Genomic DNA, 23,943 nt, shown 5'->3' on the forward strand with positions numbered 1-23,943 from the left:
GCAGCCTAGGGACGGCTCACGCACGCGTCAGGCGGTGATCCGGTACCCGCACACCCTACCCGTGGGTAACTTCAGCGGCGCGTGGCGTCGGGCACATCGCGGGAGGCGCCGTCCAGGACCCGGCGGCCCACGCGCACCAGGTCCGCCCCGAGGTCGGTGGGGAGGGGCTCCTCGAAGGCCGTGCCGTCGACGGTCACCACGAGGTTCGCGCGACGCAGCGTGAGCACCTGGGAGACGTACTCGCCCGGGTCGCTGGTGTCGCTGAACCAGGCCCCCGCGCCGCCGGCGGGATAGCGCTCGCCGGCCCCCGGCAGGCCCCGGGCCACGGCGACGGCCGATCTCACCCGCCCCTGCCGGTCGGCGACGCGGGCCGCCGGCACAGCGAACGCGGTCACCGTCAGGCTTGTGCCGCTGCGACCGGACGGCACCTCCCAGCGGCAGGTCGACACCGCCTCGCCGGCCGAGAGGTCCGTACGACGGTCCGCGGGCACGGCCGCCGGCAGCGCGTCGGCGAGGAGCCGGCAGACGTCCGGGGCGGCGCCCACGGGGCCGGGCGCGCCGGGCCCGGGGAGGTCGGGGGTGGCGCCGGGCAGGTCGAGGTCGGCCAGCACGTCCTCGGCCACCCGGGTCACGACCCGCTGGAGGTCGGCGGCGGGCACGACGCCGTCGAGGGTGTCGGAGATCTGCGCCTCCACCCGGGCGCCGACGCGGACGACGACGTTGCCGGCGAGGACCTCGACGCCGGCCGACGACCGTCGGGCGTCGGCGGACTGCGTGGTGCGGGTCCGGGCGGCGTCCCCGAGACCGGTCAGGTCGGGCCAGCGGCGGTGGGTGTCGTCGTACCGGGCCCGGGCCGCGTCCGCCGCCGTCACGGCCTCCTGGGAGCCCTCGATCCCGGCCTCGGGGGCCACGGCCTCGACGTCGACCTGCAGCTCGGCGTCGAGGTAGGCGGGGTCGGCGGTCTCGAGCCAGTGGCAGTCGACCGGCGCGGGCAGGTCGGTGCGCAGGCCGACCGTCGCCAGCGCGCCGCGCCCGACGGAGGCGCACACGTCCGCGAGGCCGTCGGGCCGGACGTCGCCGTCCGCCCAGGGGACGGCGCCCGCGGCGTACGTCCACGGCTCGGGCGCGGGTCCGACGCCGGCCCCGAGCGGGAGCACCTCCGTGCGGCCCGCGTCGCGCACGAGCAGGTCGTCGCCGAGCACCGAGCCCGCGGTGACGTCGTCGCCGGGCAACGCACCCACGAGCACGGCGTCGGCGGGGTCGGTGGCGCTGGTGCGGACCACCTGGGACTGGATCGCCCACGTCGGCCCGTCGGGGTCCCCCCGGACCCGCGCGGGCTGCGTCCAGACCAGGCCGTCGTCGTCGGCGCCGGCGAGCCAGCGGTCGGTGGTCGGGACCCGCCAGAGCTCCTGGCCCGTGCGCAGGTCGTAGGCCCGGTAGCCGCCGATCGCCTCGTAGGTCCCGACCAGCACGTCGCCGGAGCGGGCGACGACGGTGAAGCCGTCGGAGGGGCCGAGCTGGGCGCCGAGGTGGCCGAGGAACCGGCCGCCCGGGCCGTAGCGGCGCATGGTCCGGTGGCCCCGCTGGCTGACGTCGAGCACGAGGGGCTCGGCCGACACGATGCCGTGGAGGTCGGCGCCGCGGCGCTCGACGGTGGTCGACCACCGCTCGGACCCGTCGGCGGCGTCCAGCACGCGCAGCCGCGCCGCCCCGTCGGACGGCGGGATCCAGCCGGTGCCGGCGTCGTCCGGGGTGTCCGGCGTCTCCCCGTCCTCGTAGAGCGCGACGACCCCGCCGGCCATGGCGTTGGCGTGCCCGCACACCACGTCCCGCGCCAGGAGGGGGGTGCGGGGCGCCCCCGAGTCGACGGCGAAGGTGAGGACCGCCCCGCACTCGCCGCCGGCGTACACGCGGTCACGGCCGAGGGCGACGGAGCGGTCGAACAGGTACTCGGCGTCGCCGAGGGGTCGGCTCCACCGCAGCGCTCCGCGGTCGACGTCGACGACGCCGACCCGGTCGCAGCGGCCGTACGTCCCGCGCGCGTCCAGCAGCAGCGCCACCCGGCCGTCGACGACCTCGGACAGCGCGCACACGCCGCCCGCGACGTCGGTGCGCCAGCGCTCCTCGTGCGTGGTCGGGTCGTAGGCCACCAGGCCGCGGTCGGTCGCCAGCAGCGTCGTCCCGTCGGCGTCGGCGTCGGCGTCGGCGCTGACGCTCCCGCCGCCCGCGAGCAGGCCGACCGACGACGCGTACGCCGCCTCCCCGGGCAGCTCCGTCGCCGTCGCGACCGGCGGGGCGGGCGCCGGGTACAGCCCCCGCAGGTCGCCGACGCCGAGCTCGGCGTCCACCTCCTCGGCTCCGCACGCGCCCACCAGGCCGGCCGTCAGCGCGGCGGTGAGCAGCAGGCGCAGGGGCCGGGACCGGGACACGCGGTGACCCTGCCCGGCAGGTCGACCGCCAAACGTGGTCGGCGGGCGCGGCTAGCGTGGACGCATGGTCCCGACGTTGCCCCACGCCCTGGCCTCACGGCTGCCCGCCCGGCTGCGCACGCTGGTGGGCGCCGGTCCGCGCGGAGGGGTGGTGCTCGAGCTGGAGCTGGGCCGCGGGCTGGTGGAGGCGCCGCCCACGTCACCGCTGGAGGCCGTGCGGTCACTCAACCGCCCCTCCCTGCGGACGGTCGTGGAGGCGCTCGAGAAGGCCTGCGACGACGAGGAGGTAGTCGGCCTGGTCGCCCACGTCGGTGGCTGGGAGCCGACGCTGGCGCAGTCGGCGGAGCTGCGCGAGGCCGTGGGCCGGCTGCGGGCGGCCGGCACGCGGACGGTCGTGTGGTCCGAGGCGTACGGCGAGCTCGGTCCGGGCAACACGCCGTACCACCTGGCGAGCGCGTTCGAGGAGGTCTGGCTGCAGCCGAGCGGCGACGTGGGGCTGGTCGGCATGGCCGGCCGGGCGACCTTCCTCCGCGGCGCCCTCGACAAGCTCGGCGTCGAGCCCCAGATCGCGCAGCGCCACGAGTTCAAGTCGGCCGCGGACACCTTCCTGCGCTCCGCGATGACCGACCCGGTGCGCGAGATGCTGACCCGCCTGGTCACCTCGGCGACCGACACGCTGGTCGCGGACGTCGCCCAGGGGCGCGGGCTGACCCGCGAGGCCGTCCGCGCCGCCCTGGAGGCCGGCCCGCTCACCGCCGACGAGGCGCTGGAGCGCGGGCTGGTGGACCGGCTCGGCTACCGCGACGAGGTCTACGACGACCTCGGCGTCGGCGCGGGCCACCAGGACCGCGCGGACGCGCCGGCGCTGCGCTTCGTCGAGAAGCACGCCGGCACCGGCGGCCTGGGCGGCGTCCTGAGCGGTCTCGCCGGCAGCGTGCCCGGCACGGCCGACACCCCGGTCGTCGCGGTCGTCGGCGCCCACGGCGCGATCCACCTCGGCCGCTCCGGTGGCGCGAACCCGCTCGGCGGGCCCTCCGTGGGCTCGGAGACCCTCGGCGCGGCGCTGCGCGCCGCCGGGCGCGACGACGCGGTGAAGGCGGTCGTGCTGCGGGTCGACAGCCCGGGCGGCTCCTACGCCGCCTCCGACGCGGTGCGACGCGAGGTCCACGCCCTGCGGGAGTCCGGCACGCCCGTCGTGGCCTCGATGGGCTCGGTCGCCGCCTCCGGCGGCTACTTCATCGCCATGCCGTGCGACCGCGTCCTGGCGAGCGCCGGCACCATCACCGGGTCCATCGGGGTGCTGGCCGGCAAGCAGGTGCTGCGCGAGCTGCTCGACAAGGTCGGCATCGCCCGCGAGACGGTGTCGGTCGGCCGCTACGCCGACATGTTCGACACCCAGCGGGCCTTCGACGACGAGGAGTGGGCCCGCCTGGAGGGCTGGCTCGACCGCGTGTACGACGACTTCACCGCGAAGGCCGCGACCGACCGGGGGCTGGGGCTGGGGGACCTCCGCGAGGTCGCGAAGGGCCGCGTCTGGACGGGCGCGGACGCCCTCGAGCGGGGTCTGGTCGACGAGCTCGGCGGCCTGTCCCGCGCGGTCGACGTGGCCTGCGGCCTGGGCGGCGTCGAGCGCGGCGACGTGCACGTGCGGACCTATCCGCGGGTCAGCCCGTTCGCCGCCCTGCAGCAGCCGGAGAACAGCGAGGTCCCCGCCGCGGCGTCGGCCGGGCTGGCGTTCGGCGAGGGGCCGCCGCTGCTCACGCGCCTGCTCAGCGCGGTCGGCGTCGCGCCGACCGGCGTGCTGACCATGGGCCTCGACGTGAGGCTGCGATGACCGCCGCGACCGCCCGGGGCCCGGTGGAGCGGCGCTTCTCCCAGGTCGACGTGTTCACCACCGGCCCGCTGACCGGCAACCCGGTCGCGGTCGTCCACGACGCCGACGACCTCGACGAGCCCGCCCTCCAGGCGTTCGCGCGCTGGACCAACCTGTCGGAGACGACCTTCCTGCTGACCCCGAGCGCCGAGGGTGTCGCGGCGGGCGCCGACTACCGGGTGCGGATCTTCACCCCGGACCGCGAGCTGCCCTTCGCGGGCCACCCCACCCTCGGCTCGGCCCACGCCTGGCTCGAGGCGGGCGGGCGGCCCCGGACCGACGGAGTGGTCGTGCAGGAGTGCGGCGCCGGACCGGTCGTCGTACGACGCGGCGAGGCGACGCTCGCCTTCGCGGCACCCGGCTTCCTGCGCTACGGGGAGGTCGACGCCGAGACCCGGGAGTGGGCCACCCGGGCGCTGCGGCTGTTCCCCGAGCAGGTCCTCGACGCGCACTGGCTCGACAACGGCCCGGGCTGGCTCGGCCTGCGGCTGGTGTCGGCGGACGCCGTGCTGGCGGTGCGCCCCGACCCGGTCGCGCTCGCGGGGCGCGACGTGGGCGTGATCGGCCTGCACGAGCCGGGCGGCCCGGCGGACGCCGAGGTCCGCGCGTTCGCCGGCGACCTCGGCGTCACGGAGGACCCGGTCACCGGCAGCCTCAACGCCGGGTTCGGCGTGTGGCTGGTCGAGACCGGCGTCCTGCCCCCGGCGTACACCGCCCGCCAGGGCACCGCGCTGGGCCGGGACGGCCGGGTCCACGTCGTCGCCGAGGACGCCCCCGACGGCTCGGGCCGCACCACCTGGGTCGGCGGCGCCACCCGCACCGTCGTCGCCGGCACGGTCGCGCTCTAGCCGGCGCCGCGCCGACGCTCAGCGCTCGGAGGTGGCCCGGTCGGCGGCGGAGCGGCGGGACAGCATCTCGTTGTACGCCGCGAGCTCGGCCTCGGCGGTGCCACCGCGGTCGCGGCGCCTCGCCTCGCGGCTGTCGTCGCCCCACCACTGCAGCAGCAGGACGACGATGAGCAGCACCATCGGCACCTCACCGAGCGCCCAGGTCGCGGAGCCGGCGAGGTACTGGTCCTCCAGCGGGTCCCGGGCGTAGGCGAGCGTCTCGTAGTAGCGGGCGCCGATGACGCCCTCGGTCGACATGACCGCGACGGCGAAGAACGCGTGGAACGCGATCGTGACCATCAGCAGGCCGAGCCGGGCGATGTGGGGCAGCCGCCGGACGGGCGAGTCGCCGATGATGATCTCGAAGAACAGCAGTCCCGAGGCCAGGAAGTGGATCTCCATGGCGGCGTGCCCGAGGTGGTGGTCCATCAGGACGCCGAACAGACCGCCGAGGTAGACGACGTAGAGGCTGCCGACGAACAGCAGGCCGGCGACGACGGGGTGCGTCACGACACCGGCGACCCGCGAGCGCAGCGCCGCGGACAGCATCTGGCGCGGGCCGGTGCCGCCGGGCACGTCGGCACCGGGCAGCGCGCGCAGCGCGAGGGTGGTGGGGGCCCCGAGGACCAGGAAGATCGGCGCGAGCATGGCGAGGGCCATGTGGGCGACCATGTGGACGCTGAAGAGCACCTCGGAGTAGACCCCGAGCCCGCCGCAGGTCGCGTACAGCACGACGAGCAGGCCGAACGCGAACGACGCGGTGCGCCACGGCGACCACCGGTCGCCGCGGCGACGCAGCCGCAGCACGCCCACGGCGTACGCGACGCCGCCGAGCAGCACCACCATCAGCCCCACGCCGGACAGCTGCCAGGTCCACAGCAGCCGGCCGAACGTCGGGTCCGGCGGCAGCGCGCCGCCGACGAGGAGCTCCGCCGGGGTCTGCAGCTCCCCGGCCGGGGTGGGGGTGCGCGACAGGGCGGCGCCCAGCCCGAAGGCCAGGCCCATGAGCGTCACCTCGAGCCCGGTCAGCCCCGCGAAGCGGGCCGCGCCGAGCTCGCCGGAGCCGGTCGCGCGCACCAGCCGGCGCAGGCGGATCGCCACCAGGCCCACGGCCCCGAGGACGACGGTCTTGGTCAGCACCCCGAGCCCGTACGGCGACGTCAGCTCGCCGAGCCCGCCGAGGCGCGCGACGCCGGTGAGGACCCCGGAGACCGCGACCACGCCGAACGCCCACGCCGCGAGACCGGAGAAGCGGCGGGCGGCGCGGACGCGCAGCTCGGGGCGGTCGGCCAGGTGCCACCACAGCGCGACGACCCCGCCCGCCCAGACGGAGGCGCCGAGGACGTGCCAGAGCAGCGAGATCTCGCCGAGCCCGTGACCTCCGGCGCCGCCGGAGGACGCGGCGTGCCCGGTCAGCAGCGGTGGGACGACGGCCAGGAGGGCGGCGCCGAGCAGCCAGGCCGCGCCGCCGGCGGTGCGGGTGCGGGTCGCGGCGGCCGCGACGACGAGCGCCACGACTGCCTGCGCCAGCAGGGCCTGCGCCTGGGTGGAGTAGCCGAGGGCGTCGAGCAGGCCCCCGCCGTCGAGGCCCCCGAGCGGCACGGCGGCCTGGTCGGCGTAGGTGAGCACGACCTGCACGAGCGCGACGAGCGCCCACAGCCCGGCCGCGGTGGCCACCGTCAGCAGCGCCCCGCGGGACCCGGACGGGCCGCCGACGGTGTCGCGCAGGGTCCGCATCGTCAGCAGGGGCACCAGCAGCCCGGCGACGACCAGCACGGCCAGCACCTGGCCGGCCAGGTCGAGCGCGGGCAGGGCCCAGCCCACGAACGGCCCCGGGTCGGGCAGGCCGGCCGGCGCCGGCCGCGGCGCCCCGCCGGCCAGCACCAGCAGGACGACGAGCGCACCGGCCGCGGCGAGCGCGGCGGCCAGGGCCTGGGCGCGCCGCTGCGGGGTCGACGACGGACCCGGCGCCGGATCGGGCGGGCGCGGGTCGGTCCGTTGGGGCGTCTGCGTGTCGGTCACCCGGCGTCGTTCCCCCTCCGGCGACCGACGAGCAGCAGCGCGACGACGGCCAGCAGGACGCCGACACCGATGACGACGACGGTGCCGTTGGTGGCCCAGAAGCCGCCCTCGGACTGCTGCGAGGCCGCCTCGGTCGTGTCCTCGGTGGTGTCGCTCGTGCTGTCGGTGCCGGTCTCGTCGGTGCCCGCGTCGGTGCCCGCCTCGGGGGTGGCGTCGGCCCCCGGGTCGGCCGCCGTCCCGGGGGCGGTCGAGGGCTCCGCGGCGCGCGACGGCGACGGCGCGGCGTTGCGGACCTCGAAGGTGTACTCGCCCTCGATCGGGTGGCCGTCGGCGGAGACCACGCGGTAGGCGACGGTGTAGGCACCGGCCTCCGTGCCGGTCTGCGGCACGGAGACGGTCGCGCCGTCGACCTCGGCCCGGCCGTCCGCACCGACCCGCTGCCCGTCGTGGCTGACGGAGACGAAGGCAGGGTCGCGGACCTCCTCGCTGAAGGTGAGCGCGACCTCCGAGGGCGGGGTGTCGACGACGGCGCCGTCGGCGGGGGTGGCGGAGACGAGCGAGGCGTGGGCGGCGGCCGTCGGCACGCCGAGGGCGAGCGTCCCGCCGACGAAGGAGCCGAGGGTGGCGACGACGAGCGCGGCGAGCGCGGTGGCGGGACGCCGCAGGCGCCGGGCCGCGGGGGCCTGAGGGGTGGGGTGGGACGTGGTCACGGTTACCTCCGAGCTGCTGGGTGGTGCGCCGCCGCGGCGCGCCGGTCAGGCTGCTGCGGGGGCGAGGGGCACGAGGGCTCGGGTGCTCGGCGGGCCCCTCACGGGAGCGGTACCCGGCGCGGGCGGTCGGGGAGCGCCGACGGTGGGTGCCGGCGGGGCGACGCTCGTCACGTCGTACGACGGGTGACCGGGCGCGGGCACGCGGAGCCGGTCCAGCGCCTCGCGGGCGAGGGCGAGCAGCGCGCGGTCGGCGCCGAGCGCGAGGGCGGTCGTGACCACCACGACCGCGAGGTGGGCGAGCAGCATCGGTCCGGGCTCGCCGTGGGCGGCGCCCGTGTGGGACGTCGGCGGCCCGGTGGCGAGGAGCAGGTGCCAGGCGCCCTGCGTGGCCGCGGCCAGGGCCAGCACCCGCAGGGGCGAGGTGCCGCGGGTGGGGGTCAGCGCGAGGCCGGCGGCGACGGAGACGAGGACGGCGAGGCCGAACGCGCCCGGGCCGACGGTGCCGCCCGCGGCGTGGTGGGCCCAGGTGGCACCCGCGGCGGTCACGAGGCCGAGCGCCGTGCCGCGTGCCGCGGTCGGTGTCGCTGCGTCCATGCCGCCGTACCCCTCGTCGTGTGGGCCCGAGGCTACCCGCGACCGCCGATCCGGGCACTGAGCACGCCTGCCGTCCGCACCACCCCGGCGACGGCCGGGCCGACGTCCTCGCCGACGGGGAGCGTCACCGCGACGGCGGCGACCGGGTGGCCGGTGTGGTCGAGGACGGCGGCGGCGACGCTGGCCAGGCCCTCGCTGACCTCCTCGTGCTCCACGGCGTGGCCGCGCTGCCGGGTCTCGGCGAGCACCGTCCGCAGCTCGCTGAGGCTGCGGGGACCGGTGCCGTCCGTGACGGGGAACGCCTCGGCGTCGGCGTACAGCGCCCGCACCTGGGGTCCGGGCAGCGCCGCCAGGACCGCCCGCCCGCTGGCGGTGCCGAGCGCGGGCAGCCGCACGCCGACGCCCGTGACGAGCGGGGGGCGGCCGGGGGCGCGCTCCTGCACGACGTACAGCACGTCGCGGCCGTGCAGCACGGCCAGCTGGGCGCTGGCGCCGGTGCCGTCGGCGAGGTCGGCCAGCGGGCGCCGCGCCAGCCGCGCCAGGGGCACGGAGCGGGCGTAGCCGCTGCCGACCTCGAAGGCCCCGACCCCGAGCCCGACGGTGCGGTCCTCGGGCAGGTGCACGACGAATCCCTCGTCCGCCATGGCCCGCAGCAGGTGGTACGCCGAGCTGCGGGGCAGGTCGCAGGCCCGCATCACCCGGTCGACGGGGACCGGTCCGGGCTGCGTGGCCAGGAAGCGGAGCACCCGCAGCGCTCGCGTCGCAGCGGGGACCTGGCTCATCGGCGTCCAGCGTAGGCGCGGCACGCACGGCAGGCGGGATAGTCCCTGACGTCCTGACCACCGGATCGGTGATCTCGTGGTCGCAACGTCAGGGACTACGCCGCCGTGGTCGCAACGTCGGGGACTACGCCGCCGTGGTCGGAACGTCAGGGACTACGCCGACACCCGGGCGAGCGCCGGGCGGGCCTCAGACGACCTCGCGCACGGACACGACGGAGTGCGGCCGGAACGTCGGGTACGCCGGGTGGCCGGTGCCGTCGGGGCGGTCGAGGTCGAAGCCGCCGGTGCGGACGACGCGCCAGGCGGGCCGGGCGACGGTCTGGCCGAGCACGGGGCGGCCGAGCCGGGTCCAGGCCAGGGCCGCGGCCAGGCACGCGTCGTGCATCGGCGGGATCCGGAAGCCGTTGTCCTCGACCTCGTCCTCCGTGCCGAGCAGGGGCAGCGGGTTCGGCAGGCCGGACAGGCCGCAGGCGGCGCAGACCCGGCTCAGCGCGCACTGCAGCACCCGCTTCTTGGACAGGTGGGCGAGGTCGCCGCTGCCGTCGTCGTGCTCGCACACGAACGGCAGCGGCAACCCCGACTCCTCGTCGAGGCGTCGCTCGGCCAGGTCGGTCGGCCACGTCACCTCGTCGGCTCCACGAGGGGCGAGGCCGCCGCGTCGTCCTGAGCCCGTCGAAGGGTCCACGACGGTCGGCCTCCAGCTCACGCCGTACGACCTCGGGACCAGCTGCCGAGCTCGGCGCGGCGCGGCTCGCGCTCCGCGTCCGTCCGGCGCTTGCGGCGCTGGCGCGGGAGCTCGTCGGGCGGCGGGGTGCCGTCGGGCTGCGTGAAGCCGTTGGGCAGCGACAGCTTCATGATCGTGCGCAGCGCCTGGCCGTACTGACGGTGCAGCGGGCCGATCGTGTAGGGGATCCCGTAGCGCCGGCAGATCTCCTTGACCTCGACCGAGATCTCGCCGTACCGGTTAGACGGCAGGTCCGGGAAGAGGTGGTGCTCGATCTGGTAGCCGAGGTTGCCCGACATGATGTGCAGCAGCTCGCCGCCCTCGAAGTTGGCGGCGCCCAGCACCTGGCGCAGGTACCACTCGGCGCGCGTCTCGTCCTCGAGCTCCTCCTCGGTGAAGTGCATCGCACCGTCGGGGAAGTGGCCGCAGAAGATGATCACGTACGACCACAGGTTGCGGGTCAGGTTGGCGGCGACGTTGGCGCTCAGCGTCGTCTTCCAGTTCGGCCCCGCGAGCGCCGGGTAGACGACGTAGTCCTTGAGGATCTGGTTGCGGCCCTTGCGGAAGATCTGCTTGAGCTGTCGCTTCATCTCCTTCGGGTCCTTCTCGCCCTTCATGATCCGCTCGATGTCGAGGTCGTGGAGGGCGACACCCCACTGGAACAGCGTGGCCAGCGCCGCGTTGTAGACCGGCTGGCCCAGGTTGACCGGCGACCACTTCTGCTCGCGGGCCATGCGGAGGATGCCGTAGCCGATGTCGTTGTCGTAGCCCAGCACGTTGGTGAACTGGTGGTGCACGTAGTTGTGGCTGTGCTTCCACTGCTCGGCCGGCTGCGCCGTGTCCCACTCCCAGTTGGAGGAGTGGATCTCCGGGTCGTTCATCCAGTCCCACTGGCCGTGCATGACGTTGTGGCCGATCTCCATGTTCTCGAGGATCTTGGCGATCCCCAGGAGCGCGGCGCCGGCGGCCCAGGCGGGCTTCTTGTGGCTGGCGAACAGCGTGACGCGACCCGCGAAGGCCAGGCCCCGCTGGATCTTGATCATCCGCTTGATGTACGCCGCGTCGTCGGCGTTGCGGGACTCCTCGATCCGCGTGCGGATGGCGTCGAACTCGGCGCCGAGCGCCTCGACGTCCTCCTTCGACAGGTGTGTGTACTCCTTGACGTCGGCGATCGCCATACGTGTCCTCCGGGTGGTGTGGGGCTGGGCCGAGCGGGTGTGGTGCCGTCAGATGTTGAGGGTGCAGTCGCCGTTGGCGACGGTGACGCAGGTCTGGATCTGCTCGTTGGGCTGGGCGAACTGGTCGCCGTTGCGCACGTCGGTCACCGAGCCCGACACGAGCGTCAGCGTGCAGGTGTGGCAGATGCCCATCCGGCAGCCGTACGGCATCCCGATCCCGGCCTTCTCGCCGGCCTCGAGGATGGTGGTCGAGCCGTCGACCTCGGCGGTCCGGCCGGAGTTCTGGAAGCTGACCGTGCCGCCCTCGCCGGTGTTCTCGCCGAGCTCGAGGGTGAAGCGCTCGAGGTGCAGGTGGTCCTCGACGTCGTGGGCGCGGAAGTGCTCCTCCGCCGCGTCGAGCATCGGGCCCGGGCCGCAGGCCCAGGTCTGACGCCCGGTCCAGTCGGGGCAGGTCGCGTCGAGGTCGTCCTCGAGGGAGAACATGCCCTCGTCGTCGGTGTAGCGCAGGGTCAGGTCGAGGGAGGGGTGCTTCTCGGCGAGGCCCAGCAGGGCGTCGCGGAAGATCATCCGGTCCGCGGTGGGGCTGGAGTAGACGACCTTGACGTCGGTCATCGTGCCGCGCCGGTCCATCGTCTTGAGCATCGACATCACCGGGGTGACGCCGCTGCCGGCGACGAGGAACAGGATCTTCTCGGGCGGCGGGGACGGCAGCACGAACTCGCCCGCGGGCGCCGCGAGCCGCACGATCGCGCCCGGCTGCATGCCGGAGACCAGGTGGCCCGAGAGCAGGCCCTCGGGCATGGCGCGGACCGTGATCGTGATCCGGCGACCGCGGCGGCGCGGGGTCGAGGTCAGCGAGTACGAGCGCCACTGGATGCGGCCGTCGACCTCGATGCCGATCCCGACGTACTGGCCCGCCTCGTGGTCGAACGACCAGCCCCAGCCGGGCTTGATGACCAGGGTCGAGGCGTCGTCGGTCTCCTGGACCACGTCCTCGAGCCGACCGCGCAGCTCGCGGGCCGACCACAGCGGGTTGACCAGCTTGAGGTAGTCGTCCGGGTGCAGCGGCGTGGTGAGCTTGTCGGCCAGCGTGCGGACCCGCTTCCAGTCGGTCCGCTCGACCCGCTCGGGCACTCTCGTCAAGATCTTCGGGACGCTCACCCGCGGCCTCCTCAGGCGTTCGGTGATCAGTTGTACACCAACGGGTTACCGATCGGTACCCCCTGGCGTGATCCCGATCACGCTACCGGCGGAACGGGTGTGTGCGCAGCCGTCCCGGGGACCGGGCGGGCGGTGCGCGGCGCATCCCCGACGGGTGCGGTTCGTCATGGCCGACCGGTGACGCCACGCCCTGCCGCAGCCGCGCGCACCGGGTGACGGTGGAGCCATGGACTCCCTCCTCGTCGACATGAACCGGATCAAGCCCCTGCCCACCGTCGCCCGGGAGGTCCGCGCCGACCTCGCGAACCTCGCGTTCCTCGGCGTCGTCGTCGCCGGGCTGTGGGTCTTCGAGGTCTCGCTCGCCCCGGTCCTGGTGGTGGGCGCCGTCGTCGTGGTCCTGCTGGCGGCCCGGCTCGCGTGGCGCGTGGCGCAGGGCGACGTCGAGGGGCCGACGGCCGCGCCCGCCCCGCGGCGCTGACGCTCCCGCCGGCCCCGACGACGGGGGAGGGGCCGGCGGGTCTCGTATCCGAGACGCAGGAGGGCTCGCATCGCTGGCGGGTCGCACGGTCGCGGGTGTGCCATGGGCGGGTGAGCACCCCCACCCCGGTCGGGACCGTCGAGGTCGGCCCCGGTCCCGTCACCCCCGAGGACCTCGTCGCCGTGGCCCGGCACGGCGCCCGCGTGCGGCTGAGCGACGAGGCCCTCGCCGCGATCGACGCCGGGCGCGCCGTGGTCGACGAGCTCGCCGCGGGCGAGACCCCGGCGTACGGGATCTCGACGGGCTTCGGCGCGCTGGCCACCCGCCACATCCCGGCCGACATGCGGGCCCGCCTTCAGCGCTCGCTGGTCCGCAGCCACGCCGCGGGCTCCGGGCCCGAGGTCGAGCGCGAGGTGACGCGCGGCCTGATGCTGCTGCGCCTGTCGACGCTGGCGACCGGCCACACCGGCGTACGACGGGGGACCGCGCAGCTGCTCGCCGACCTGCTGAGCCACGGCATCACCCCGGTGGTGCGCGAGCACGGCTCGCTCGGCTGCTCGGGCGACCTCGCGCCGCTGAGCCACTGCGCGCTGGCGCTGATCGGCGAGGGCGAGGTCCGCGACGCCGCCGGCACGGCGATGCCCGCCGGCGACGCCCTCGCCGCGGCCGGCCTGGAGCCGGTCGAGCTCGCCGCGAAGGAGGGCCTGGCCCTCATCAACGGCACCGACGGGATGCTCGCGATGCTGGTGCTCGCGCTCGCCGACCTGCGGATGCTGCTGCGCACCGCCGACGTCGCCGCCGCGATGAGCGTCGAGGGCCAGCTGGGCACCGACCGGGTGTTCGCCGCCGAGCTGCAGCGGCTCCGCCCGCAGCCCGGCCAGGCGGACAGCGCGGCCAACCTGGTCGCGATCCTGGCCGACTCCGGCGTCGTCGCCTCCCACCGCGGGCCCGACTGCCACCGCGTGCAGGACGCCTACTCCCTGCGCTGCAGCCCGCAGGTCCACGGCGCCGCCCGCGACACCGTCGACCACGCCGGGCGGATCGCCGGCTTCGAGCTCGCCAGCGTCGTCGACAACCCGGTGGTGCTGTTCGCGGAGGGCGACGAGCCGGGTCGCGTCGAGTCCAACGGCAACTTCCACGGCGCCCCCGTCGCGCACGTCCTCGACTTCCTCGCGATCTCCGCCGCGGACGTCGCGGGGATCTCCGAGCGGCGCACCGACCGGTTCCTCGACCGCCACCGCAGCCACGGGCTGCCGCCGTTCCTCGCCGCCGACCCCGGCGTGGACTCCGGCCTGATGATCGCGCAGTACACCCAGGCCGCCGTCGTCTCCGAGATGAAGCGCCTCGCCGTGCCGGCCAGCGTGGACTCCATCCCCTCCTCGGCCATGCAGGAGGACCACGTGTCGATGGGCTGGGGCGCTGCCCGCAAGCTGCGGCGCGCCGTCGACGGCCTCGGCCGCGTCGTCGCGATCGAGGTCATGACCGCCGCCCGGGCGCTCGACCTGCGAGCCCCGCTCGAGCCCTCCCCGGCCTCCGGCGCCGTCGTCCGGCTGCTGCGCGAGGCCGGCGTCGAGGGCCCCGGCACCGACCGCCACCTGTCACCCGAGATCGAGACCTGCGTCGACCTCGTCGCCTCCGGAGCCGTCCTGGAGGCCGTCACCGCCACGATCGGAGAACTGCGATGAGCACGTCCGCGACACCCCCCGTCAACAGCCTCCTCTCGACCGAGGGCGCCCGGCCCGTGCGCGCCGACCGCGGGCCCGCGCTCACCTGCAAGAGCTGGGAGACCGAGGCCGCGCTGCGGATGCTGATGAACAACCTCGACCCCGAGGTCGCCGAGGACCCCGACCACCTCGTCGTCTACGGCGGCACCGGGCGCGCCGCGCGCTCCTGGGCGGCGTACGACGCGCTGGTGCGCGAGCTGCGGCAGCTCGAGGACGACGAGACCCTGCTCGTGCAGTCCGGCAAGCCGGTCGGCGTCATGCGGACCCACCCCTACGCGCCGCGCGTGCTGATCGCGAACTCCAACCTGGTCGGCGACTGGGCGACCTGGGAGGAGTTCCGCCGGCTCGAGGCCGAGGGGCTGACGATGTACGGCCAGATGACCGCCGGGTCCTGGATCTACATCGGCACCCAGGGGATCCTCCAGGGCACCTTCGAGACCTTCGCCGCGGTGGCCGAGAAGTCGTTCGGGGGCACCCTGGCCGGCACGATCACGCTGACCGCGGGCCTCGGCGGCATGGGCGGCGCCCAGCCGCTCGCGGTGACCATGAACGAGGGCGTCGCGATCTGCGTGGAGGTCGACCAGGCGCGCATCACCCGCCGCATCGAGCACCGCTACCTCGACGTCCAGGCCGACGACCTGGACCACGCGCTCGCGCTGGCGATCGAGGCGCGCGACGCGCGTCGACCGCTGTCGATCGGTCTGCTCGGCAACGCCGCCGAGGTGTTCCCCGCGCTGCTCGAGCGCGAGGCGCCCATCGACGTCGTCACCGACCAGACCTCCGCGCACGACCCGCTGGCCTACCTCCCGATCGGCACCGCCCCCGAGGACTGGGACACCGAGCGCGGCGAGGACCCGGTCGGGTTCACCAAGCGCGCGCAGGAGGCGATGGCCGCCCACGTGCGCGCGATGGTCGAGATGCAGGCCGGCGGCGCCGAGGTCTTCGACTACGGCAACTCGATCCGCGACGAGGCGCGCAAGGGCGGCTACGACCGGGCCTTCGAGTTCCCCGGGTTCGTCCCGGCGTACATCCGGCCGCAGTTCTGCGCCGGCCGCGGCCCGTTCCGCTGGGTGGCGCTCTCGGGCGACCCGGCCGACATCGCCGCGACCGACCGCGCCGTGCTGGAGCTGTTCCCCGACGACGACAAGCTGCGCCGATGGCTGACGATGGCCGGCGAGAAGGTCCACTTCCAGGGCCTGCCCGCCCGCATCTGCTGGCTGGGCTACGGCGAGCGCCACCTCGCCGGGCTCAAGTTCAACGAGATGGTCGCCTCCGGCGAGCTGAAGGCGCCCGTCGTGATCGGCCGCGACCACCTCGACTGCGGCTCCGTCGCCTCGCCGTACCGCGAGACCGAGGCGATGCTCGACGGCTCCGACGCGATCGCGGACTGGCCGCTGCTCAACGCGCTGGTGAACACCGCGTCGGGCGCCTCGTGGGTCTCGCTGCACCACGGCGGCGGCGTCGGGATCGGCCGCTCGCTGCACGCCGGCCAGGTCTGCGTCGCCGACGGCACCCCCGAGGCCGCCGCCCGCCTCGAGCGCGTGCTGACCAACGACCCCGGCATGGGCGTCATCCGTCACGTCGACGCCGGGTACGACGAGGCCGACCGCGTCGCCGACGAGCGCGGCGTGCGCATCCCCATGGCGCGGGGCTGAGGTCGGGCTGGTCGGATGGGGCTGGCCGGTCGGACAGTCCCTGACGTCCTGACCGGTGGGATCGATGCAGCGTGGTCAGGACGTCGGGGACCAGCCCCGCGGGCCGGGGACGAGACAGGGATGAGGCGGGACCAGGCATGAGCGACGGACTGTGGCTGAGGTTCGTGAGCGGACCGGACGTCGACGCGATCGGGCTGACGCCCGCGGAGGTCGTCGACGCCTGCGAGCGGGTGGTGGCGGCCCACGGGCGGCGCGAGACGGTCTTCGAGCCGCGCACCCACCTGCTGCCCGACAACGACGGGCGCGGCCACTTCAACGTGCTCCGCGGCTCCGTCACCAGCCTCGGCGACCACGGCGTCGCGGGGGTCAAGGTGGTCGGCGACTTCGTCCCGAACTACACCGTCGGCCTGCCCAGCGAGCTGGCGCTGCTGACGCTGTACGACCCGCACACCGGCGTCCCGGCCGCGATCCTCGACGCCACCTGGATCACCGAGGTCCGCACCGGCGCGATGACCGCCGTCGGCGCCCGGCGCCTCGCGCGGGGCGACAGCAAGGTCCTCGGCCACGTCGGCGCGCGCGGGACGGCGTACGCGAACATCGTGATGCTGGACGCGATGTTCGACCTCGACGAGATCCGGGTGACGAGCAAGCGGCCCGAGTCCCGCGAGGCGTTCGCCGAGCGGCTGCGCGCCGAGCTCGACACCCCCGTCGTGGTCACGGACTCCACCGAGGCCACCCTCGACGGCGCCGACATCGCCGTCGAGGCCACCCGGCTGACGGAGCCGACGCCGCTGGTCACCACCGACCTGGTGAAGGAGGGCGCGCTGCTGGTGCCCTACGGCACCGTCTCGGCGCTCGCGCCCGACCTGATCGACGTCATCGACAAGGTCGTCGTCGACGACTGGCGGGAGGCGCAGTCCGGCGAGTTCGGCGCGCTGCGGCCCCACCTGCGCTCCGGCGCGGTGACCGCCGAGTCCCTGCACGCCGAGCTCGGCCAGGTCGTCACCGGCGAGCGTCCGGGGCGCGAGTCCGACACCGAGCGGATCCTGTTCTGGCACCGCGGCCTGTCGATCCTCGACGTCGCGGTCGGCCAGCTGCTCCTGGAGCGCGCCGAGGCCGCCGACCTCGGCACGATGGTGCGCTTCCACTGATGCGACCGGAGCCGAGGGGTCCGCGACCGACGGGGACGACGTCGGCGGGTCGCCGATGACGGCCCGTGCCGTGGTGGTCGCGCACCCGGCGGACCTCGACGCGGCCGCCGTCCGCGCGGTCGCGGCCGGCGCGACGGTCGAGCTCGACGACGGGCTCGCCGGGCGCCTGGGCGCGACCCGCGCCGAGGTGCTGGCCGCGCTCGACGGCGGCGTCCCGGCGTACGGCGTGTCCACGGGCATGGGGGCGCTGAGCGACGTGGCCCTGGCCGAGACCGACCGCGGCGACCACTCGGCGCGGCTGATGCTGGCCCGGGCCGTCGGCGGCCCGCCGTACCTCGACGGGACGGAGACCCGCGCGCTGCTCGCGGTGCGCCTGCGCACCTTCCTCGCCGGCGACGCCGGGGTGTCCGCCGAGCTCTGCGCCTGGCTGGCCGGGCTGCTGGCGAGCGACGCGCTGCCCGCCGTGCCGCGCACCGGCTCCGGGGCGGCGGGCGAGATCATCCCGCTGTCCCACGCCTTCGGCCACCTCGCCGGCGTGGGCCGGTGGCTCACGCACGCCCCACCCGAGGCCCCCGGACCGCTCGGGCCCAAGGAGGGTCTCTCGCTGCTCCAGGGCACCCCGGTCGCCGCGGCGCTGGCCCTGCTCCGCGCCGACGACGTCCGCCGGCTCGAGACGCTGTGGCTCACCACCGCGGCCGCCGAGGTCGGCCTCGTCGGCGCGAGCCGCGACCCCTACCGGCCCGCGCTCGCCCGGGGCGACGACGTGCTGGCGGGCGTGCTCGCGGACCTGGCCGCGGCGCTGCCCGGGGTCACCGACGACGCGCCCGTACGACGGCTCCAGGCGCCCGTGTCCTTCCGCGTGGTCGGCCACGTGCACGCCCACCTGCGCCGCGCGGTCGCTGCGCTCGACGGCGCGGTCGACCGCGTGCTGGACGGGGTCGGCGACTCGCCCGCGTGGCTGCCCGGCGGCTCCGAGGGCGAGGAGGACGACCAGGATTACCAGGGCGGGGTCTTCGTGGGCACCGCCGGCTTCCACGGCCTGGAGCTCGCGGCCGGGGCGGACACCCTGCGGGTCGCGCTCGCGCACGCCGCCACCGTCGGGGCGGCGCGGCTGCACCGGATGCTCGATCCCCGCACCTCCGGCCTGCCGGCCCAGCTCTCGGCCGACCCCGGTCCCCACGGCGGCTTGGTGGCGGTCCACAAGCGCGCGGTCGCCGCGGTGCACGCGGTCTCGGGCTGGTCCGCGACGCCGCTCGGCGCGGCCGAGACCTCCGGGGGTCAGGAGGACGTGCAGACCTTCGCCCTCGAGGCACTCGAGCGGCTGCGGCTCACGGTCGCCGCCGCCCACGAGGTGGTGGCCTGCGAGCTGCTCGCCGTGCACCAGGCGCGCCTGCTGGCTCCCCACCTGCTGGCGGAGGCGCCTGCGCCCCTGGCCGGCCTGCTCGACCGGCTCGCGGCGCTGCTGCCCGCCTCCACCCTGGACCGGCCCTGGGGCGAGGACCTCCAGACCCTGCTGGAGGCGGCCCTGACGGCGCCGGCCGTCGGTCCGGACGAGTAGAAGGCCCCGATCAGCCCCGGATCGGGGCTGTCGTGGGGTCTTCTACTCGTCCGGACCGACACGGCGCCGGGCGGTCGAGCCCCGCACGACGAGGCGAGGCGCGATGGTCGTCAGGGTGGGCGGCGTGCCGGCCTCGATGCTGGTCAGCAGCTGGGCGACGGCCGCGTCCACGACCGCGTCGGCCACCGCGGGGTCGGGGCCGTCCGTGGGAGGCCCCCAGCCCACCGTGGTGAGACCGGGACCGACGAGGTCGCCGAGGTCGAGGTCCTCGAAGCCCACGACCGCGAGGTCGTCGGGCACCCCCCGCCCGAGCCGGGACGCGGCGCGCAGCGCGGCGAACGCGAGGGAGTCCGAGAGGCAGAACACCGCCGTCGCGTCGCGCCCCGGCCCCTCCAGCGCGGCGACGAGGTGATCGCGCTGGGCGGCGACGTCGGCGGTCGCGGGCGGGGGGCGGACCAGGACGACCTCGGCGCCGACCCGGGCCGCGTGGCGGCGCACGAGGTCCTCGGCCGGCCGGGCGGGCGTGCTCGGACGCGGGGGCAGCACCACCACGAGGCGGCGGTGGCCCAGGGCCGCGAGGTGGTCGAGCACGAGCGCCGCCCCGGCGTCGTTGTCGAAGACCACCGCGCCCGCCGAGGGCGCGCGGGGCAGACGCTCGCCGACGCACACGACCGGGAAGCGCTCGGCGACGTCGTGCCAGTGGTCGGCCCCGGGGTCGAGCGGGGCGACCACGAGCCCGTCGGGTCGCTGCTCGCGCAGCTTCTCCAGCTGGGTCCGCTCACGGTCCGGGTCGCCGTCGGCGTCCGCGACCACGGCGTGGCGGCCGCGGGCGAGCAGCGCCCGGGACAGGTCGGCGGCGAGCCGCTGCTGCCACAGGTCGCGGGTGGACCCGCACAGCACGCCCACGGTGCCCGTGGAGCCGGTCGCGAGGGCCCGCGCGATGGGGTCGGCGTCGTAGCCGAGCCGCGTGGCCGCCGCCCGGACCCGCTCGACCGTGGCGTCCGCGCCCCGCTCACCGCGCAGGGCGTAGGACGCGGTCGCCGGCGAGACGCCCGCCGCGGTGGCGACGTCCTGCAGGGTCGGGCGCTTCGGCACGCACCCAGCCTAGGGGCGCCGCGGCGGCCGTGACCTGTGTCGCCGCAGGTCGTTGGCGTCTGGATGGAACCTGCGGGCTGGCGTCACCGAGACCGTCCCGGGCCGCGGGGGGCCGTGGCGCGGTGGTGGGGCGCGCGCCGACGTCGTCGGGTGCGGGAGGCGCTGCGTCGGGACCGGGAGCGGGACCGCGGGCCGATCGAGGACGGCGACCTGCGGGCGACGGATCGGGGGCCCACGCCCGAGAGTTGACCAGGGTGGAGTGAAGCGCTTCACTGGAGATGTTGTGAAGCGCTTCCTATCGTCCCCCACCCGGCCCGTCGAGACCGTCGCGCGCCCGGTCACGACCGACGTCCACCAGCACCTGTGGCCCGTCGGCCTGCTCGAGGGGCTACGACGACGGACGGCCCCACCGCGTCTCGTCGGCTGGGAGCTGCACCTCGACGGTGAGCCCACGACGTGGATCGACCCGGCCGCCCACGACCTGGCCCGGCGCGAGGCCGTCGACCGTGCGGACGCCGTCGACCTGACGCTGCTGTCGCTGTCGGCCCCGCTGGGCATCGAGTCGATGCCGCCCGAGGAGTCGACCCCGCTGCTCGCGGCCTGGCACGCGCTGGCCGACGACCTCGAGGCCGCGGCCGCGGCCGCGGGAGCCCCGTCGCACCACGGGCTGTGGGCCTCTCCCCGCCTCGTCGAGCCCGACCTCGTCGAGCTCGCGGAACTCCTGGCCCACCCCCGCGTGGCCGGCCTGCAGGTCCCCGCGAGCGCGATGGCGACGCCCGGCGCGCTCGAGGCGCTGGCGCCGGTCCTGCGCACGGCCGAGGTCGCCGACCTGCCCGTGCTCGTCCACCCGGGACCGGCCGCCCCCGTGGGCCACGGTGCCGGAGGCCTCGACGGCCGGCCGCTGCCGGGCTGGTGGCCCGCGCTCACGTCGTACGTCGGGCAGCAGGGGGCGGCGTGGCACGCCTGGCACGTCGCGGGCCGGGCGCTGCTGCCGGAGCTGCGGATCGCGTTCGTCGGCCTGGCCGGCCTCGCGCCGCTGCACCACGAGCGGCTCGCCCAGCGCGGCGGCGCACTCGGCGCCGTGGACCCCGGCGTCCACTACGAGACCTCGTCGTACGGTCCGCGCGCGATCGACGCGATGGCGCGCGTGGTCGGCGTGGACCCGCTGGTCCTCGGGTCGGACCGGCCCTACGCCACCGCGACGGACCCCGGCCTCGGCGAGGCCTTCGGCCGCGCCCTGCGCGCCACCAACCCCCACCACCTGCTGAACGGAGGCCCCCGATGACCCTCGCCCCCGAGACCCGCCCCGCTGCTGCCGACGGGTCGGGCACCCTGCCCGCCGCGGCGCTGCCGCCGCTCCCGGGCCGCACCCTCAGCGAGCCCGAGCTGCGCGCCTGGGTCACCGAGCTCGCCGCCCGTCCCGCCCTGTGGCGCGACCACGTGGCGCACGGCACGGGCCGGCGCCACTACGTGAGCCTGCACCGTGACACCGACGTCGACGTGTGGCTGCTGTGCTGGGACACCACCGACGACACCGGCTGGCACGACCACGACACCTCCGCCGGCGCCGTCGTGGTCGTCGACGGCGCGGTCGTGGAGCAGCGCCCCCGGCTCGGCGGCGTCCCCGCCTCGCGGACCGTGCCCGCCGGCCGCTCCTTCGCCTTCGGCCCCGACCACATCCACCGCATGTCCGGCGCGGTCGACGGCTCGGTCTCCATCCACGCCTACTCGCCCCCGCTGTGGCGCATGGGCCAGTACGCCATCTCGCCCGACGGCGTCATGCGCCGCTGGTCCGTCTCCTACGCCGACGAGCTGCGCCCGGTCGACTGACGTCGTCGTCGTCGTCGTCGTCGTCGTCGCCGCCGCCGCCGCCGTGCGGGCCGGGCGGCGGGGGTAGTCCGTGACGGTGTGGCCGTCGTACGACGGGTTGTGCGGTCGGGACGTCAGGGACTACCCCGCCCCGGGCGTGCGGGCCGGGCGGCGGGGGTAGTCCCTGACGGTGTGGCCGTCGTACGGGGGGTTGTGTGGTCGGAACGTCAGGGACTACCGGGGCCTGGGTGCGGGCCGGGCGGCGGGGATAGTCCGTGACGGTGTGGCCGTCGTACGGGGGGTTGTGTGGTCGGAACGTCAGGGACTACCCCGCCCCGGGTGTGCGGGCCGGGCGGCGGGGATAGTCCGTGACGGTGTGGCCGTCGTACGGGGGGTTGTGTGGTCGGGACGTCAGGGACTACCGGCGACGCGGGCCCGGGTCGAGGCTCAGGTGTCGGCGAGGACGTCGGAGTGGTCGCGGACGAGCTGGGCGGCGGCGCGGAGGCCGGGGCCGAGGACGTGGTCGCCGGCGACGTCGGGGAGCAGGTCGTCGGCGAGCTCGAAGAGCTCGCGGGCGGGGCAGTCGGCGAGGCGGGCGCGGTCGGTGCGCAGGGCGCGGACGGCGGTCAGCAGCTCGACGCCGAGCAGGTCCGAGGCCAGCCGGGAGAGGTCGTCGGTGGCCATGGCGCCCTGGGTGGAGAAGCTCGCGTGCTCCTCGAGCCCCAGCGAGACCACGGCGTGGCCGGTGCTCGTCGGCAGCGTCAGCCCGCGGGCGCGGGCCAGCAGGTCGGCGGCCACGTACTCGACGATCATCAGCCCCGACGAATCCGCCGGCCCGTCGGCGAGGAAGGCGCGCAGACCGGTCAGGTCGGGATTGAGCAGGGCCGAGGTGCGGGCGGTCGACAGCCCCAGCACCCCGTACGCCGCGGCGCGGGTCGCGTCGAGGGCGGCCGCGAGCCGCTGGGTGTGGAACTGCCCGTGGTGCAGGGCGGAGACGTCGACCAGCAGCGGGTTCTCGGCGGCCGCGCCGATCTCCGCGGCCAGGGCCCGGTCCGCGGTCGTCAGCGCGTCCTGCAGCGGCGCGTGCACCTGCGGCAGGGCGCGGAGGCTGAACGGGTCCTGCAGCCGGCTCGGCGGTCGTGCGACCGCCGGGTCGTCGAGTCCGAGCAGGCGCCGCATCCGGCCCGCGACCGCGGCAGCGGTCGGGTCGTCCTTGCCGGCGTGGACGCGGGCGTCGTACGCCTCGCTCGCCCCGCGCAGCGCCAGGTGCGAGAGCGCCGCGATCACCTCGGCGGTGCGCGAGAGCCCGTGCAGCCGCCGCGCGGCCAGCGACCCGGCGGCGGTGGTCACCGCGCTCGACGACAGGAACGGCAGCCCGTCGCCGTCGCCCGCCATCACCGGCTCGACGCCGCCCCCCTGGCCGACCGAGCGCCACGGCAGCTCGCCGACCAGCGTCAGGCCCAGCTGCGCCAGCCCGGACAGGTCGGAGGTGCCGATCGCACCCAGGGGCCGGATCGACGGCACGGCGCCGGCGGCCAGCGCCTCCCCGAGCCCGCGGATCAGCTCGGGGTTGACGCCCGAGCTGCCCTTGAGCAGCTGGTGGAGCCGGATCAGCATCGTCGCCCGCGCGGTCGCGTCGTCGAGCTCGGGCCCCAGCCCGGCCGCGTGGCTGCGCCACAGGCGCAGGGTGTGCGTCCCGTGCGGGCGTACGCCGATCCCGCCCGGCGCGACGTCGTCCGTCATCGGGGCGGGGGTGCCGGGCAGGTCGACCCCGGCGTCGCGGGCGACCGCGACGTGGCGCAGCGCGCCGACGCCCGTGGTCAGTCCGTAGACCGCCCCGGCGACGCGAGCGGCGCGCAGGCCGGCGTGGCCGGCGGCGGCCGGCGCGAGCGCCTGCTCGTCGAGCGTCAGGTCGACGGCGGTGACGGTGTCGCTGTGGGCCAGGCCGTGGGCGAAGGTCGCGACCATGCGCGGCGTCAGACCGGGCGCGGTGACCGGGTGCGCCGGGCGCGCCGAGGCGGGATCGTGACCGGCCTGGGACATGGCGCGAGCCTAGATTGACCACAACCGTGGTTTGATTTCGGTTCGTCCGGCCCGGGCTGACCGCTCGTCG

The 23,943-nt window shown here is 76.2% G+C and carries 19 protein-coding genes; 9 read left to right on the top strand and 10 right to left on the bottom strand.

What is annotated here, in order from left to right:
• Positions 1 to 71: 71 nt before the first annotated feature.
• Positions 72 to 2,429, bottom strand: coding sequence for an outer membrane protein assembly factor BamB family protein (locus tag ABD158_RS03285; RefSeq protein WP_344003622.1), 2,358 nt, complete (start codon positions 2,427 to 2,429; stop codon positions 72 to 74).
• Between the two features lie 64 nt (positions 2,430 to 2,493).
• Here ABD158_RS03285 and sppA point away from each other — a divergent pair, with 64 nt between their 5' ends.
• Together sppA and ABD158_RS03295 are read left to right on the top strand one after the other, a co-directional pair.
• Positions 2,494 to 4,263 carry a signal peptide peptidase SppA gene (gene sppA, locus ABD158_RS03290; RefSeq protein WP_344003625.1) on the top strand — a complete coding sequence of 590 codons (1,770 nt, stop codon included), beginning with the start codon at positions 2,494 to 2,496 and terminating at the stop codon, positions 4,261 to 4,263.
• Positions 4,260 to 5,150, top strand: a complete 891-nt coding sequence (locus tag ABD158_RS03295; RefSeq protein WP_344003628.1) for a PhzF family phenazine biosynthesis protein — start codon at positions 4,260 to 4,262, stop codon at positions 5,148 to 5,150. Before sppA ends, ABD158_RS03295 begins: the two co-directional genes overlap by 4 nt.
• Before the next feature lie 18 nt (positions 5,151 to 5,168).
• Here the strand turns inward: ABD158_RS03295 and ABD158_RS03300 are convergent, their stop codons facing one another.
• The 7 genes from ABD158_RS03300 to ABD158_RS03330 all read right to left on the bottom strand — a co-directional run bounded on the left by ABD158_RS03300 (position 5,169) and on the right by ABD158_RS03330 (position 12,360).
• The gene (locus ABD158_RS03300; RefSeq protein WP_344003631.1) at positions 5,169 to 7,211 is read right to left on the bottom strand and encodes a bifunctional copper resistance protein CopD/cytochrome c oxidase assembly protein; all 2,043 of its coding nucleotides are present in this window, start codon (positions 7,209 to 7,211) and stop codon (positions 5,169 to 5,171) included.
• Positions 7,208 to 7,921 carry a copper resistance CopC family protein gene (locus ABD158_RS03305; protein ID WP_344003633.1) on the bottom strand — a complete coding sequence of 238 codons (714 nt, stop codon included), beginning with the start codon at positions 7,919 to 7,921 and terminating at the stop codon, positions 7,208 to 7,210. The genes ABD158_RS03300 and ABD158_RS03305 overlap by 4 nt, the downstream gene beginning before the upstream one ends.
• A 45-nt stretch (positions 7,922 to 7,966) precedes the next feature.
• Positions 7,967 to 8,515 (bottom strand): hypothetical protein, encoded by a 549-nt coding sequence (locus ABD158_RS03310; RefSeq protein ID WP_344003636.1) that lies wholly within the window; start codon positions 8,513 to 8,515, stop codon positions 7,967 to 7,969.
• Between the two features lie 32 nt (positions 8,516 to 8,547).
• Positions 8,548 to 9,297, bottom strand: a complete 750-nt coding sequence (locus ABD158_RS03315) for an IclR family transcriptional regulator (protein WP_344003639.1) — start codon at positions 9,295 to 9,297, stop codon at positions 8,548 to 8,550.
• A 187-nt stretch (positions 9,298 to 9,484) separates the two neighbouring features.
• Positions 9,485 to 9,922 (bottom strand): hypothetical protein, encoded by a 438-nt coding sequence (locus tag ABD158_RS03320; RefSeq protein WP_344003641.1) that lies wholly within the window; start codon positions 9,920 to 9,922, stop codon positions 9,485 to 9,487.
• Between the two features lie 77 nt (positions 9,923 to 9,999).
• Positions 10,000 to 11,199 (bottom strand): fatty acid desaturase family protein, encoded by a 1,200-nt coding sequence (locus ABD158_RS03325; RefSeq protein ID WP_344003644.1) that lies wholly within the window; start codon positions 11,197 to 11,199, stop codon positions 10,000 to 10,002.
• Between the two features lie 48 nt (positions 11,200 to 11,247).
• Positions 11,248 to 12,360 (bottom strand): ferredoxin reductase, encoded by a 1,113-nt coding sequence (locus tag ABD158_RS03330; RefSeq protein WP_344003646.1) that lies wholly within the window; start codon positions 12,358 to 12,360, stop codon positions 11,248 to 11,250.
• A gap of 226 nt (positions 12,361 to 12,586) precedes the next feature.
• Between ABD158_RS03330 and ABD158_RS03335 the strand changes: the two genes are divergently transcribed.
• The 5 genes from ABD158_RS03335 (at position 12,587) to ABD158_RS03355 (ending at position 18,926) form a co-directional block, all read left to right on the top strand.
• Positions 12,587 to 12,838 (top strand): hypothetical protein, encoded by a 252-nt coding sequence (locus tag ABD158_RS03335; RefSeq protein ID WP_344003649.1) that lies wholly within the window; start codon positions 12,587 to 12,589, stop codon positions 12,836 to 12,838.
• A gap of 110 nt (positions 12,839 to 12,948) precedes the next feature.
• Positions 12,949 to 14,523, top strand: coding sequence for a histidine ammonia-lyase (gene hutH, locus ABD158_RS03340; protein ID WP_344003652.1), 1,575 nt, complete (start codon positions 12,949 to 12,951; stop codon positions 14,521 to 14,523).
• Complete coding sequence (gene hutU, locus ABD158_RS03345; protein WP_344003655.1) at positions 14,520 to 16,217, top strand: urocanate hydratase; 1,698 nt, start codon at positions 14,520 to 14,522, stop codon at positions 16,215 to 16,217. The genes hutH and hutU overlap by 4 nt, the downstream gene beginning before the upstream one ends.
• A 137-nt stretch (positions 16,218 to 16,354) precedes the next feature.
• On the top strand, positions 16,355 to 17,368 hold the full coding sequence (locus ABD158_RS03350; protein ID WP_344003658.1) for an ornithine cyclodeaminase family protein: 1,014 nt from the start codon (positions 16,355 to 16,357) through the stop codon (positions 17,366 to 17,368).
• A 55-nt stretch (positions 17,369 to 17,423) separates the two neighbouring features.
• Entirely contained in the window at positions 17,424 to 18,926 is a 1,503-nt protein-coding gene (locus tag ABD158_RS03355; RefSeq protein WP_344003660.1) for an aromatic amino acid lyase, read from the top strand.
• Positions 18,927 to 18,968: 42 nt separating this feature from the next.
• Here the strand turns inward: ABD158_RS03355 and ABD158_RS03360 are convergent, their stop codons facing one another.
• Positions 18,969 to 20,021: a LacI family DNA-binding transcriptional regulator gene (locus ABD158_RS03360; RefSeq protein WP_344003662.1), complete on the bottom strand. Its 1,053-nt coding sequence runs from the start codon at positions 20,019 to 20,021 to the stop codon at positions 18,969 to 18,971.
• A 259-nt stretch (positions 20,022 to 20,280) separates the two neighbouring features.
• On the opposite strand from ABD158_RS03360, the gene ABD158_RS03365 reads away from it, so the two are divergent.
• Complete coding sequence (locus ABD158_RS03365) at positions 20,281 to 21,306, top strand: amidohydrolase family protein (protein ID WP_344003665.1); 1,026 nt, start codon at positions 20,281 to 20,283, stop codon at positions 21,304 to 21,306.
• The gene (locus ABD158_RS03370; RefSeq protein ID WP_344003668.1) at positions 21,303 to 21,851 is read left to right on the top strand and encodes a cupin domain-containing protein; all 549 of its coding nucleotides are present in this window, start codon (positions 21,303 to 21,305) and stop codon (positions 21,849 to 21,851) included. Before ABD158_RS03365 ends, ABD158_RS03370 begins: the two co-directional genes overlap by 4 nt.
• 426 nt (positions 21,852 to 22,277) lie before the next feature.
• Here the strand turns inward: ABD158_RS03370 and ABD158_RS03375 are convergent, their stop codons facing one another.
• Positions 22,278 to 23,873: an aromatic amino acid lyase gene (locus ABD158_RS03375; protein WP_344003671.1), complete on the bottom strand. Its 1,596-nt coding sequence runs from the start codon at positions 23,871 to 23,873 to the stop codon at positions 22,278 to 22,280.
• Positions 23,874 to 23,943 lie beyond the last annotated feature (70 nt).

Source organism: Nocardioides lentus, assembly GCF_039529515.1.
GTDB lineage: Bacteria > Actinomycetota > Actinomycetes > Propionibacteriales > Nocardioidaceae > Nocardioides > Nocardioides lentus.

Bases quoted from the DNA above. Each gene is read 5' to 3' on its own strand.
- sppA (WP_344003625.1), top strand. From the start codon at position 2,494: ATGGTCCCGACGTTGCCCCACGCCCTGGCCTCACGGCTGCCCGCCCGG.
- ABD158_RS03325 (WP_344003644.1), bottom strand. From the start codon at position 11,199: ATGGCGATCGCCGACGTCAAGGAGTACACACACCTGTCGAAGGAGGAC.
- ABD158_RS03375 (WP_344003671.1), bottom strand. From the start codon at position 23,873: ATGTCCCAGGCCGGTCACGATCCCGCCTCGGCGCGCCCGGCGCACCCG.
- ABD158_RS03350 (WP_344003658.1), top strand. From the start codon at position 16,355: ATGAGCGACGGACTGTGGCTGAGGTTCGTGAGCGGACCGGACGTCGAC.
- ABD158_RS03335 (WP_344003649.1), top strand. From the start codon at position 12,587: ATGGACTCCCTCCTCGTCGACATGAACCGGATCAAGCCCCTGCCCACC.
- ABD158_RS03370 (WP_344003668.1), top strand. From the start codon at position 21,303: ATGACCCTCGCCCCCGAGACCCGCCCCGCTGCTGCCGACGGGTCGGGC.
- ABD158_RS03295 (WP_344003628.1), top strand. From the start codon at position 4,260: ATGACCGCCGCGACCGCCCGGGGCCCGGTGGAGCGGCGCTTCTCCCAG.
- hutU (WP_344003655.1), top strand. From the start codon at position 14,520: ATGAGCACGTCCGCGACACCCCCCGTCAACAGCCTCCTCTCGACCGAG.
- ABD158_RS03310 (WP_344003636.1), bottom strand. From the start codon at position 8,515: ATGGACGCAGCGACACCGACCGCGGCACGCGGCACGGCGCTCGGCCTC.
- ABD158_RS03355 (WP_344003660.1), top strand. From the start codon at position 17,424: ATGACGGCCCGTGCCGTGGTGGTCGCGCACCCGGCGGACCTCGACGCG.
- ABD158_RS03315 (WP_344003639.1), bottom strand. From the start codon at position 9,297: ATGAGCCAGGTCCCCGCTGCGACGCGAGCGCTGCGGGTGCTCCGCTTC.